Origin of the sequence: Tepidibacillus sp. HK-1 (assembly GCF_001748485.2) — a bacterium.
In the GTDB taxonomy this organism is placed as follows: Bacteria; Bacillota; Bacilli; order Tepidibacillales; family Tepidibacillaceae; genus Tepidibacillus_B; species Tepidibacillus_B infernus.
In genome coordinates this window covers 1-13079 of record NZ_BDGM02000015.1, presented here as the reverse complement: position 1 = coordinate 13079, position 13079 = coordinate 1, and the positions used below count along the sequence as shown (strand labels likewise).

Here is a 13079-nt window from a genome sequence, read left to right as displayed (position 1 = left end):
TACAAACCCTTAAATGACAAATGGAAGAAAGTTTTTATAGCTTCAGGATTCACTGAAGAAATAAGGTAATGATTATCTTTTGGTGATATTGAAATTATCCTCTAGAAGCAGCCAATTTTGCGGGAAGGAAAGTCCCAATTTCCAATAACTAATTCCTCTTAGCCCTAATTGTTTGATTAAGTCAAATTTAGCTTGAATACTCCTTGCATCCTCAAACCATACTTCATGTTCTCGTCCTTGATCATCTACATATTTAAAGAATGGAGCTTGGGCACGGGTATCATATTGTATCGCTACATTTTCTCTCTTAGCCAATTCAATCGCTTGCTGAGGGCTTAATGCTCTTGCTGCTTCTCCACCATACCTAAAGGGGGCTCGCCAATCATAACCATATAAGTTCTGCCCTAACATAATCTTTTTGGCAGGCATTTCTGTTAAAGCATATTGGATCACTTGACGAACTGGTCCAATAGGGCTAACTGCCTGTGGTGTACTATAAGTATATCCCCATTCATACGTCATGGGAACGGAAAAATCAACGATTTGACCATGAGCTCTATAATCGTGTGCAGTATACCAAGCACCTATTTGTGCCGCACTTGTTTTTGGGGCTAACGCCGTAGACAATAAAAAGCCAGCTGGTTTTAGTCTGCTTTGAGCTCTTCTTAAAAACTGGTTGTATGCCTCTCGATCGTTCGGATCAATAAATTCAAAATCGAAATGGATATCCCTGAAACCTAAACGATTAGCGGTATTGATAATATTACTAAGGAAACGATTAGATATGCTCTCATTCGTAAATAAAATATGTGCTAGCTCCTTGCTAAATTGTTCTGCTTCTTGATTTGTAACAACTAACATATTCGTAATCCCTAAAGAGCGGGCAATGTTAGGAATATCATCGAGTGGAGGCGGAGTCAATGAACCGTCTCGATTTGCCCTAAAACTAAATGGTGCTAAATAAGTTAAGTACCTCCCTACCCTTCTTACTTCTTGTCTTTGGGCAGGTGTAATTCGTTCCCTCGGTTCAAGGTAAGCATTGACTTCAATCGTAGGTTTTGGTCTTGGGGGAATATATAACCTAAAACCAATAGGAAGTATTTTTGTTAGTGATATCCGATTAACTCTTGCCAGCTCACTAGGACTAATATTATAACGTCGTCCAATACTATACAAAGATTCGCCAGGTTGAACCCAATGGTATCTTCCAACAATTGGAATAACCAATGCTTGCCCTACGACTAATCGGTTAGGATCGGGTATTTCATTGGCCACAGTAATCGCTTGAGCAGTCGTATTAAATGCTTGAGCAATTCCAAATAATGTTTGACCTCTACGAACAACATGGATCTGCAATCTTTTTCCCTCCTTCTTTTTTATTCCCTCTCCTCATCGTATTCTGCATTCGCCTAAAAGGTGTTAGCAAAACCCACAAAAGTAACGTCTTACTTCGTAACAAATTCCTATTACTTTTGTGGAGCAAATTTTTTACCATCTGAAATGTCACTCATCTACCTAATTGCTAAACGAAAAATGCAACAAAAATGGCTTGTTTTAATATTTCCATCAATAAAGGGAAAAATAAAACCATCACATAGAAAAGAGGAAAAAAATGAAAGTGAAAGGTTTAGGAATCTTTTTGCTCTTGCTTATTTCATCTTTAAGCATCGATATCTTGATGGATATATTAATGGGAATACCACTGAAAAAGGCTACCAATCAAATGGTCGAGGCCATTTTACACATGAATCTTAGTGAATTAATTGTTCTAATTATCCTGTTTTTATTAACCATTCTTCATTCGATGTTTCGTTTTCAAACGATTTCGAATCAAAGTCACAACGAATAGAAGAAGAGGAATCCCTACTTGAAGAGGAAGATGAAGATAATAGGGAACAATTTTTAGACCTTCTTCTAGGTGTTCCGAAATATTACTTGCTATTAGGATTGAAGAAAGAAGAATGATAAAACCAATTGGAATAAGCAGTTGATTCTTGTTTTTTATTTTAAACAAATCTGCTGTTCCAAGAAGAGCTGCATAGTAAAAAACCGAAACTTTAAAAAAAACGCCGAATAATAATATGATAACCGCAATCGCATCTAAGCGAGTTAAAAAATCAATATGTATTAATCCAACAGTTTGGATGAGTGGAAATAGAGAGTTTTGAATTTCATAGGTTCCAAGAACCATAATTTCTAGAACAAGTACACTGCTTATCAGAAGGCCACTAAAAACCATTCCTGCCAATCCTGTTTTTAATGCCATTTTCTTTTGGCTGAGATTAGGCAGGATCATCGTAAATACGATCATTTCTCCAAAGGGAAAGGTAAATGTTAAGGGAAATGCTGTTGTGAGAACCGATTTCCACCCATCTCCTAAAAATGGCAATAATCGATTCCATTCAATCACTTTAGAGAAATAAAGAAACGCAGTGATAAAGACTGTTGAAAGAATAATGGTTGGAATAAAGAAAAATTCAGCTAGTCTTCCTAATTTTTCTATTCCCTTTCCTATCGCATAAGCTACAGCTACAATCATAAACATATTTACAATCAATAAAGGGGTATTAGCTAGTAAGGTAACCCCAACTAAGCTACCAAAATCCCTTAAGTCTCTTGAAGCAATATAAATAAAATATAGAACGTATATGATTCCAATGAGCCAGCCTAAATATTTGCCTAGAATCATTTGCGAATAACTAATCAAAGGTTTTTCAGGAAATTTTTGATATAGATAATGGTAAAGTAAAAATAATGGTATACCAGCAAACATTCCTATCAGAATGGCTATCCAAGCTGCCTGCTTCGCACCAGAACCGGTACCAACAGCAATAGCGGTACTCGATTCAAAAAAGACGATCAATGTAAATAATTGATAAGGATTAATATTCACTGCTTGTACTCCTTTATGTTTAATCTCCATTTTTTTAGTTTTGACATTAGCCTTTTTATTCATTCACTAAGTCAAAAAATGATGTAGAAAGAAGTAGATACTGCATAAAATAGTGATATGACCTTAAAATTAGAAATGGAGGTTTATCTGTGAACACCAAAAGTGAAAAAGAAATCAGTATGATGAAAAAAGCAGGGGAACTATTAGCTTCTTGTCATAAAGAAATTGCTAAAATGATCAAACCAGGAATCACTACTTTAGAGATTGACCTATTTGTTGAGGATTATTTAAAAAAACATGGGGCTACACCAGAACAAAAAGGATATCGAGGTTATCCCTTTGCTACTTGTGCATCTGTGAATGATGAAATTTGTCATGGTTTTCCTAATGCAAACCCATTAAAAGAGGGAGATATTGTTACTATTGATATGGTGGTTAATTTTAATGGGTATCTTGCTGATTCGGCATGGTCTTACCCGGTTGGGAAAATCTCCAAAGAAGCTAAGGAATTATTAGAAGTGACAAAAGAAGCTTTATACCGAGGAATACAAAAAGCAGTGATTGGAAATCGCTTAGGAGATATTGGTTACGAGATTCAAAGTTTTGTAGAATCGAAGGGATTTTCAGTGGTTAGAGATTTTACCGGGCATGGTTTAGGTCCAACGATTCACGAAACTCCCTATGTCCCTCATTTTGGAACCCCTGGGAAAGGGACTAGATTAAAAGAAGGAATGGTCATTACAATTGAGCCTATGATAAATATCGGTTCTTACCAAACAAGAATGGAGCTTAACGGATGGACGGCTAAAACAGTAGATGGAAGTTTATCTGCACAGTATGAACATACCATTGCCATCACAAAAAAAGGACCACTTATCTTAACTGAACAAGCGGAAATTTAGTGTTACAAGCAACTTGAGCTTAAGCAAACATATACAGAATACCGTTCAACTATGGTTGCTGAATCGCTTCTTCTGCCGCACTTTTTCCAGCCACATGACCTGTTACAAAAGCTGCTGTAATGTTGAATCCTCCTGTATACCCATGTACATCCAAAATCTCTCCACAGAAATAAAGACCTTTCATTTTTTTTGAGGCCATTCGTTTTGGATCCACCTCTTTGATGGATACTCCACCACCGGTAACAAAGGCTTGTTCAATCGAGAGAGTACCATTTACTTTGAAGGTAAAACCTTTAATTGTCTTAGCTAACCATCTTATTTTTTCCTTTGCTAAATAAGCATAAATCATATCAGATTCAATACCTATATGGCCTAGTAAAAATAACAAATAACGTTCTGGAATATAACCTTTCAGAGCGTTTTTGATTGCCTTTTTTGGCTCCTTTTCCAGAACTGATGTGATCTCTTGTACGACGTCTTCTTCATTTTTATCAGGAAAAAGATCAATCATCATGGTAACAGTACGATCGTTTGACTTTTTCAATTCTTTTACAACAAATTGACTACAACGTAATGCTGCAGGCCCACTAATTCCAAAATGGGTAAAAATCATATCCAATTGATGTGTTACGATAATCTTTCCCTTCTCATTTAAAACAGAAAGACCCACATTTCGTAAAGATAAGCCTTGTAATACTTTTTCTTGGATAAATGATTCGCTTGAGGTAATTGGTACTTCTGTCGGATACAGCTCTGTAATGGTGTGCCCAGCTTTTTCTACCCATGCATACCCATCACCGGTCGAACCCGTTTGGGGGACAGATTTCCCACCTACTGCTATAATCACTGTTTTTGCTAGAATCACTTCCCTATTTTTTAATTCAATTCCAGTTGTACGACCTTCATGATAATGAACAGTCTTAACTGAAGCATCTGTGCGAATCTCTACCCCTAGCTCTTTTACCCTATTGACTAAAGCATTGACCACGGTTTGAGCTTTATCAGTAGCAGGAAACATTCGCCCATGATCCTCTTCTTTCAGCGTTATTCCCAGTTTCTCAAAAAAGATAATAATATCTTCATTGTTAAACATTGATAATGCACTATATAGAAATCGCCCATTACCCGGAATTTGTTGAATCAGCTCATTCACAGGCATCCGATTAGTTACATTACAGCGGCCACCACCAGATATGCCTAATTTACGACCTAACTTGTTTCCCTTATCGAGAAGAAGAACCTTGGCCCCCTTTTCAGCAGCTGCAATTGAAGCCATTAATCCTGAAGGTCCACCACCGATCACAATACAATCGTACATCCAAGCCTCACCAACTTTCATTTGTATATCTTGATCATTTTTTGCTACACTTATTGTAAAAAAAACTTCTATCGACTTTCGTTGAACCAAGAATAATGATTTCAAAAGGTGTGATAAATTAATGATACTATACAACTATAAAGGAAAAAGTCCATTGATTGCAACTAGCGCATTTATTGCAGATTCCGTAATCGTTACTGGAGATGTAACGATCGGTGAAAAATCTAGTATTTGGTTTCATACCGTGATCCGAGGAGATGTAGCACCTACGATCATTGGTAATCGTGTTAATATCCAAGATCACTCTGTTCTTCATCAAAGCCCTAATACGCCGCTCATCATTGAAGATAATGTAACAATAGGACACCGTGTTCTTCTCCACAGTGCAACGATTAGAAAGGGTGCCCTTATTGGTATGGGATCCATTATTTTAGATGGGGCTGACATTGGTGAAGGTGCAATGATTGGTGCTGGAAGTCTCGTTCCACCTAGAAAAAAAATTCCTCCATACACCTTAGCCTTCGGACATCCAGTTAATATCATAAGACCATTAACGGAAGAAGAAATAAAAGAGATGGAACGAATTCGAAGAGAATATGTAGAAAAGGGACAATATTACAAATCAATTTCACCACGATTGAAAGGATAGTTGTTCATTAAGATCACGCAAATAACCCTCCTAAAAACAGGAGGGTTATTTTATGGAAGTGAAATTTATGAATGTTTTTTACGCTTCTAATGTTGCATCTTTTTTAACTGCTTTTTTAATGTAAGGAATAATCCAACGATCTAAGCCAATTTTACCTGCGTTAAATCCTGCAACCAAAATGAAAATAGTGAGTAAAGACATTTGTACGTTTGTGCTTGTAGAACCACTAAACATAAATGCATAATTCATTAAGATACCAAAGAATGCTGCCGCTGTCGTTAATGCTCCAAGGATAAGTCCTAAACCTACTAAAAATTCACCGTAAGGGACTAAGAAGTTGAATAATCCTACGTTTGGAATAGCAAATGCGTCTAAGAAATTTGCCCACCAACTTTGAACTACTGGATGATCACCTGTTGCCTTTTTTACAGCTCCCATTAAAAATCCTTGTGCATTGAATGGTTCTGCACCTGTAAGCTTATGCCACCCTGCTTGAATCCATTCATACCCTAGATAAAGACGAACAAGAGTTAAAACATAAGAAGCATACACATTTTCCTTTAAAAATTTAATCATTTTCTTTCCCCTCCTATAAATTTTTTTAAAATATAAGTCCTATTACTTTCGAAGTCATTCTAATTTAGAATAACTTCTTTTCAATTCTGATTATAAACCTATCATCACAATTCTACCATAAGTTTGATTAAATATTCACAAAATAGCCACATTTTGTGATGAAATTGTGAGGAGTTCTTTATTTAATTAAAATAGTAATAATGTTTTTCCCAATGGGAAAATAACTCTTCTTTGAAGGTAAAACACCTGTTTGTGATATATTTCACAAAATAAAAAAGGTTTGTATATTCCATCGCGCTCCGTCATCCGTGCCCTTCTATGAATAAAGATTACGGAGAAAAGGGCACTTCTGAAGGCACACAAAGTGTACAAGTCGTGCTACACAGCTAAAGCTGCTAGTCACGCTATGTCGCAGCTTATGGAATATACAAACCCATAAATGACAAATGGAAGAAAGTTATACTTTTTTAATCTTTAAAAAAAGAGTATATCCTTTTTCACTAAGATTTTCTGGGTCATAATATTCATCAAAAGAAAAACTAAATTTCGTTTAAGTATTATTTTGCCTCTTTATTCAGAAAAAAAACAGAAAGGGTCCCTGGACCCGCATGAGCTCCAATGACAGCTCCAATGATATTTACATAAAATTTATCTGTTCCAAACTTCTCTCTAATCATTATTTTTAGTGTTTCTGCACCCTCTTCATCATCCCCATGACAAATCCCAATGGTTTGCTCTCGAAGATTGTTACCCCTCTCTTCCATCAGTTCAATCATTCGTTTAAAAACCCTTTTCCTACCACGTATTTTTTCAATTGGTACCAGCTTTCCATCCTCAACATTAAGAACTGGTTTTATGTTTAATAATCCTCCAATAACCGCTGCTGTTAGGCTAACTCTTCCACCACGATAAAGGTATTCTAAATTATCAACCGTGAATACATGTTCCATATGATTCGCATAAAAATCGATCGCTTCCAAAATTTCAGCTTTACTTTTTCCATTTGCAGCCAGTTGAGCAGCTTTTAAAACGACAAGACCAAGACCAACTGAAGCACATTTTGTATCGAAAATTTCACAATCAAAATCAGGGTATTCTTCGAGCACCTCATTTTTAATCATGACAGAAGATTGATAGGTACCAGATAGACCTGATGAAAAAGCAATATATATACAGCTAGTTTTTTCTTTTGCATATTTTTCAAAAACATCTTTAAAACGTGTTAATAAAGGCTGTGACGTCTTATATACGTTTCCTTCCCTCATACCCTGAAATAACTCATTTGGTTGAATCGTAACCCCATCTTCAAATTGTTGATCATTTAAGAATACTTGTAATGGTATAACATCAATATTATATTGCTCTATCACATTTTTAGATAAATCTGCAGCACTATCTGTAATAATCTTGATATTCATCACGATCTTACTCCTTTAGAGTAATTTTTTATTACTCATATTTTTAAATAGAACTATATCATTAATGGTAAGTTTATACAATTGATTGGATAGAGAATTGAGAATCGTTAAAAAAACTCCTTATAATTAGGTTTGTTAGACCTGTCCAAATCCTAAATTAAAAGGAGAGCCTATGGCCAAGGATAACACAAATACAAATTGGGGATTGGCATATATAGAACATGTAAAGGAGCTTTACGGGAAGAAAAAAAGAGCAGCAACTTTAAGAATTGAATATTTAATGATTAAGAAATTGTTTTTGATAATAAAGAAAACAAAAACAGAGCTGAATTTTCATTTTCGGCCCTGTTTTTATTGATTTTTAATTCAGAATACAAAAGGGCAAACTCAAAAGTAATGTAAACTTTGAATTTGCCCTTTTTACCATTATAAAAACTTCCTAAATGTCTTCTTTCCATCATAGGAAAATAATACAGGTCTATTTTCAACGAATGTTTCCAAGTGAACCGTTCGTCCCCATAATTTGTAAACATGGGGCAAAGTCTTTTCTAAATACAGGATATCTAGTTCTATTCCCTCGTAATGGTGTTTCAAATAAAGCTCCCCATTTTTAAGATAATCTCCATTTTCCACAACAATGTATGGGAATCCACCATTTACTTTGGTCTGAACCAGTTGGTCACGAACTTTCTCCCAATCCTTTTCGACAATTACCCATTCATTCCCACGTTTTTGATATAAATATAGATCTAGATCGTTCACAAGTTTTTTCGTAAGATAATTTCGTAAGAACGAGATATCTGCATCTATTTCCCTTACTTCAAAGATTTTCTTTCTTCCTTCTCCTGGCTTTCTTCCTAATTGCTCTTGTTCCTCTTTTGTAGGATGATCCCACCGTTTTTCAATATCTTCAAAGATTTTGACGCCAAGATAATAGGGATTGATTGATGTTCTTGAAGGCTGTACAACGCCAGCGTTTAACTTAGCAAATTCAATGGTTTCTTCTTCATTTAAATCAAGTTCACGTAGGATTCGCATATGCCAATACGAAGCCCACCCTTCGTTCATGATCTTTGTTTCAATCTGCGGCCAAAAATATAGCATTTCTTCACGGAGCATGGTCATAATATCTCGCTGCCAATCTTTTAAAACTCGACTATATTCTTCACAAAAGAGAACAATATCCTTTTCCGGGAAAGGAGGAAACTTCTGCTCTTCATCTGTTTTCACTAATGCTGTTTCATTGGTTTTATCGATTTTCCATAAATCATCATACTCACTTGTTTTTTTCGGTTTAGGTTTCTCATCAATCTTTCTTTCCCGATCCTTCTTTTTAAACAAACTTGGATCTATATGCTCCTGAATGGCCAATACGGAATCGATAAATTCCTCAACTTCTTGTCTGCCATATTCTTTTTCATAATGGCGTATCCTGTCTGCTGTTCTAGCCATGCTCTCTACCATATCCCTTGGTGTGTTCATAAAACGGATATTGTTTTTGAAAAAGTCCGAATGGGCCAAAACATGTGCCACAATCAGCTTATTTTGAGTGAACGTATTTCCTTCTAATAAAAAGGCATAACTTGGATTATTGTTGATTACCAACTCATAGATTTTGCTTAGTCCTAGATCATATTGAAGCTTCATTCGATGAAAGGCTTTACCAAATGACCAATGAGAAAACCGAGTTGGCATTCCATAGGCGCCAAAGGTATAGATAATCTCCGGTGGACAAATTTCATAGCGCATTGGAAATGGATCAAGTCCAAATCCTTTGGCGATTTCCGTAATCTCAGCAATTGCCTTTTCTAATTCGTTCATATCGATCATCACACTCAGACCTCCTATTCTGCGGCCTGAAGCTCTTTTTTAGTAAAAAATGTTCTCAAAGCCTGATAAACCTCAGATTTTTCCCGAATCACCGCGTAGATGAATTTCTCATCTTTTATATTCTTGTAAACGTTCATTAGAGTAGACTGGCGATTATACTGATTTACTTCCCCATACCCAAACATATTTGAACGTTTTATCAGTTCTTTCACATAATAAACGCTTCTTTCATTATCTGAAGTTAAATTATCTCCATCGGAAAAATGAAAAGGATAGATATTGTAACGATCAGGTGGATATCGTTTGTCGATAATTTCAATCGCCTTGCGATAAGCAGATGAGCAAATCGTTCCTCCACTTTCACCCCGTGTAAAAAATTCCTCTTCTGTCACTTCTTTTGCTTCAGTATGATGAGCAACAAATACAATTTCAACATGTTCATATTTTGTTCTTAGAAAACGCACCATCCAAAAGAAAAAGGTTCTAGCAATATATTTTTCAAACATCCCCATTGAACCACTTGTGTCCATCATGGCAATCACCACTGCCTTTGAATGGGGGATGATAATTTCTTCCCATGTTTTAAAGCGCAAGTCATCGTTTGAAATTTGATGGATTTTCGCTTCTCCTTTTAAACTATTTCGTTTTAAGTTTTCAAGAATCGTTCTTCTTTTATCGATATTCCCCATTAGGCCTTTTTTGCGTACATCATTAAATCGAATTTCCTCTACGATTATCTCTTGATTTGGCTTTCGCTTTAAATGAGGTAGTTCAAGGTCTTTGAATAACATTTCTTCAATCTCTTCCACTGTAATTTCTGCCTCATAAATATCTGGACCTGGTTGGTCACCTGCTCCCTGACCTTTCCCTGGTTCTGGAGTTGCATCTCTTCCTAAAACATCACCGACTTTAGAATCTCCTTTTCCTTGCCCACCTAATTTTTGTTTATGGTAATTATAACGAAAGCGGTATTCGTCTAGTGAGCGAATGGGTATTTTTACAATTTCTTTCCCATTGGATAAGATAATATTTTCTTCACTAACTAGATCAGGAAGGTTCTTCTTTATTGCTTCACGAACTTTTTCTTTATGCCTCATCTGATCCTCATGACCTTTGCGGTGTAGTGACCAGTCTTCCTTAGACACGATGAAAAGGGGGTCTGTCATTTGTTTCCCTCCTTTTTTAGCGATTTAGGAGGCTACCCACATACTTCAATAATTCATTGGAACATACAGGGCAATACCCATATTTTTCAATTAGGCTTTTACTCACTTCGTTTATTTTTTTCAACTGATTTTCGTTTGGCGTTTTTGTTGAAGTTGTGATTTTTACAACATCTTTAAGATCAGCAAATAATTTTTTCTGAATTGCTTCTCTTAAACGGTCATGACTTTTATAATCAAATCTTTTTCCTTTGCGTGCATAAGCAGAAATCCTAATCAAAATCTCTTCTCTAAAGGATTTTTTGGCATTTTCAGAGATCCCAATTTGCTCTTCAATGGATCGCATCAATCGCTCATCAGGTGGTAGTTCCTCATTGGTGATTGGATCTTTTATTTTGGAGTTATTCACATAGGCCTCTACATTATCTAGATAATTTTCCATTAAGGTTTTTGCTGATTCTTCAAAAGAGTAAACAAATGCTTTTTGTACTTCAGTTTTTGCTGCTTCATCATATTCTTTTCTAGCAATAGAAATATAATTTAAATATTTTTCTCTTTCTTCTCGAGTGATAGAAGGATGTTGGTCCAATCCATCTTTCAATGCCCTTAATAAATCTAGAGCATTGATACATTTTACTCCTTCTTTTATTAAAGCACTAGAAATACGATTGATCACGTATCTTGGATCGATTCCTGACATACCTTCATCAGGATACTCATTGTGTAATTCCTCTAGATCCGCCTCATTAAACCCTTCTACATCCTGACCATCGTACAAACGTAGTTTCTTTAAAATATCCATTCCTTGTTTCTTAGATTCTTTAAGACGAGTTAATATGGAGAATATGGCAGCTGTATTTAAAGCATGTGGAGCGATATGAACATCATTGATTTCACTTTGTAAGATTAGTTTCTTATATATTTTCTCTTCTTCAGTGACTTTTAAATTATAGGGGATGGGCATTACGATAATTCTGGATTGCAAAGCTTCATTTTTCTTATTGCTGATAAAGGATTTATATTCTGCCTCATTCGTATGGGCCACGATCAATTCGTCTGCACTAATTAAGGCAAAACGCCCTGCCTTAAAGTTTCCTTCTTGAGTAAGAGATAATAAATGCCATAAGAATTTTTCATCAGACTTTAGCATTTCTTGAAATTCCATTAAACCGCGATTTGCTTTGTTTAATTCACCATCAAATCGGTAAGCTCTTGGGTCTGATTCTGATCCATATTCAGCAATCGTAGAGAAATCAATGCTACCCGTTAGATCAGCAATATCCTGAGATTTGGGGTCAGATGGAGAAAAGGTTCCGATTCCTATCCGCTTATCTTCAGAGAATAGGATTCTTTCTACTTTGACATTTTCTATTTTTCCTTGATATTCATTTTCAAGTTGTAGTTGACATAACGGACATAAATTCCCTTCAATTTTAATCGCAAATTCTTTTTCAAATTCAGGCCTTAAATCGTTTGGTATTAAATGCAAAGGATCTTCATGCATGGGACATCCTTTGATACCATATAATGCTCCTTCATCTGTTCTTGTATATTTTTCTAGTCCTCGTTTTAACATTGTAACAATTGTCGATTTTCCACCACTTACTGGTCCCATCAAAAGTAAAATTCTTTTTCTCACATCCAAACGTTTAGCAGCTGAGTGCAAATATTCTTCGACTAATCGTTCAATCGCTTTATCTAATCCAAATAGTTCTGTACTAAAAAATTCATATTGTTTATTACCATCAACTATTTTCTTTCCTTTGTTTGCAATCATCTGATAAACTCGAGAATGAGCTGTCTGAGCTACATGAGGACGTTCTTTTACAATTTGCAAATAATCTACAAAAGTGCCTTCCCAAGCCAACTCTTTTTCCTTCGCACGATAATCGGCTATTTGCTTTAATATATCCATAGTAGCCTCCTCTCCTCATCACACAAAATGTAATAAACCTAAAACATAAGATGGGAATTATTTTGTTTTTTCTACTACTATATTCTAAACAAAAAATAACATGATGGATTTCCATAGCTAACCTTGTTTAATTTTAATGTATGCTTATTGATATGCTTTGTTTCCTCCTCAAACTAATCGGGTAGGAGGCTGGCCATTATTTGACCAGCCGACCTCCCACAGCACCGTACGTACCGTTCGGTATACGGCGCTTCCAAAGTTTACACGTCACTTCGCAGAATAACACTCGCTAAAACTTAGATATCCAGCTCGCTTAAATCGCTCGTTAGATAGGGCTTTTGTCAAGATAGGGCTATGAGCAGTACGCCAATAGCCTTTTCTTGTATTCGCCCACATCCACGCTTGCTCCTCACTC

The 13079-nt window shown here is 35.8% G+C and carries 11 protein-coding genes; 3 read left to right on the top strand and 8 right to left on the bottom strand.

Translation table 11 applies throughout. The features are described 5' to 3' along the window. Positions 1–72 precede the first annotated feature (72 nt). On the bottom strand, positions 73–1356 hold the full coding sequence (locus BEN26_RS08920) for a glycoside hydrolase family 18 protein (protein ID WP_069797796.1): 1284 nt from the start codon (positions 1354–1356) through the stop codon (positions 73–75). Positions 1357–1612: 256 nt separating this feature from the next. On the opposite strand from BEN26_RS08920, the gene BEN26_RS14345 reads away from it, so the two are divergent. Further along, positions 1613–1849, top strand: a complete 237-nt coding sequence (locus BEN26_RS14345) for a YczF family membrane protein (RefSeq protein ID WP_153011971.1) — start codon at positions 1613–1615, stop codon at positions 1847–1849. Here BEN26_RS14345 and BEN26_RS08915 read toward each other — a convergent pair. Next, positions 1787–2893 carry a GerAB/ArcD/ProY family transporter gene (locus tag BEN26_RS08915; protein WP_181482255.1) on the bottom strand — a complete coding sequence of 369 codons (1107 nt, stop codon included), beginning with the start codon at positions 2891–2893 and terminating at the stop codon, positions 1787–1789. The genes BEN26_RS14345 and BEN26_RS08915 overlap by 63 nt on opposite strands. Before the next feature lie 149 nt (positions 2894–3042). Between BEN26_RS08915 and map the strand changes: the two genes are divergently transcribed. Beyond that, positions 3043–3795 carry a type I methionyl aminopeptidase gene (gene map, locus BEN26_RS08910; protein ID WP_255421879.1) on the top strand — a complete coding sequence of 251 codons (753 nt, stop codon included), beginning with the start codon at positions 3043–3045 and terminating at the stop codon, positions 3793–3795. Positions 3796–3844: 49 nt separating this feature from the next. Here the strand turns inward: map and BEN26_RS08905 are convergent, their stop codons facing one another. Further along, entirely contained in the window at positions 3845–5113 is a 1269-nt protein-coding gene (locus BEN26_RS08905) for a BaiN/RdsA family NAD(P)/FAD-dependent oxidoreductase (protein ID WP_069797824.1), read from the bottom strand. Positions 5114–5237: 124 nt separating this feature from the next. Here BEN26_RS08905 and BEN26_RS08900 point away from each other — a divergent pair, with 124 nt between their 5' ends. Beyond that, complete coding sequence (locus BEN26_RS08900; RefSeq protein ID WP_069797826.1) at positions 5238–5762, top strand: gamma carbonic anhydrase; 525 nt, start codon at positions 5238–5240, stop codon at positions 5760–5762. Positions 5763–5840: 78 nt separating this feature from the next. On the opposite strand, the gene BEN26_RS08895 is transcribed toward BEN26_RS08900, so the two are convergent. From BEN26_RS08895 to BEN26_RS08875, 5 genes are all read right to left on the bottom strand, one after another. Then, positions 5841–6338 (bottom strand): DoxX family protein, encoded by a 498-nt coding sequence (locus BEN26_RS08895; RefSeq protein WP_069797800.1) that lies wholly within the window; start codon positions 6336–6338, stop codon positions 5841–5843. Between the two features lie 557 nt (positions 6339–6895). Next, positions 6896–7756: a DegV family protein gene (locus BEN26_RS08890; protein WP_069797802.1), complete on the bottom strand. Its 861-nt coding sequence runs from the start codon at positions 7754–7756 to the stop codon at positions 6896–6898. A gap of 426 nt (positions 7757–8182) precedes the next feature. Beyond that, complete coding sequence (locus tag BEN26_RS08885; protein WP_069797828.1) at positions 8183–9586, bottom strand: SpoVR family protein; 1404 nt, start codon at positions 9584–9586, stop codon at positions 8183–8185. A 14-nt stretch (positions 9587–9600) separates the two neighbouring features. Continuing rightward, a complete protein-coding gene (gene yhbH / locus BEN26_RS08880; protein ID WP_069797804.1) occupies positions 9601–10752 on the bottom strand; it encodes a sporulation protein YhbH in 1152 nt (383 codons plus the stop codon). 16 nt (positions 10753–10768) lie between these two features. Further along, a complete protein-coding gene (locus BEN26_RS08875) occupies positions 10769–12664 on the bottom strand; it encodes a PrkA family serine protein kinase (RefSeq protein WP_068722572.1) in 1896 nt (631 codons plus the stop codon). Positions 12665–13079: the final 415 nt, after the last annotated feature.

Excerpts from the sequence above, each read along its gene's own strand:
- BEN26_RS14345 (WP_153011971.1), top strand. The coding sequence starts at position 1,613 with ATGAAAGTGAAAGGTTTAGGAATCTTTTTGCTCTTGCTTATTTCATCT.
- BEN26_RS08905 (WP_069797824.1), bottom strand. The coding sequence starts at position 5,113 with ATGTACGATTGTATTGTGATCGGTGGTGGACCTTCAGGATTAATGGCT.
- BEN26_RS08895 (WP_069797800.1), bottom strand. The coding sequence starts at position 6,338 with ATGATTAAATTTTTAAAGGAAAATGTGTATGCTTCTTATGTTTTAACT.
- BEN26_RS08890 (WP_069797802.1), bottom strand. The coding sequence starts at position 7,756 with ATGAATATCAAGATTATTACAGATAGTGCTGCAGATTTATCTAAAAAT.
- BEN26_RS08885 (WP_069797828.1), bottom strand. The coding sequence starts at position 9,586 with ATGATCGATATGAACGAATTAGAAAAGGCAATTGCTGAGATTACGGAA.
- yhbH (WP_069797804.1), bottom strand. The coding sequence starts at position 10,752 with ATGACAGACCCCCTTTTCATCGTGTCTAAGGAAGACTGGTCACTACAC.
- BEN26_RS08875 (WP_068722572.1), bottom strand. The coding sequence starts at position 12,664 with ATGGATATATTAAAGCAAATAGCCGATTATCGTGCGAAGGAAAAAGAG.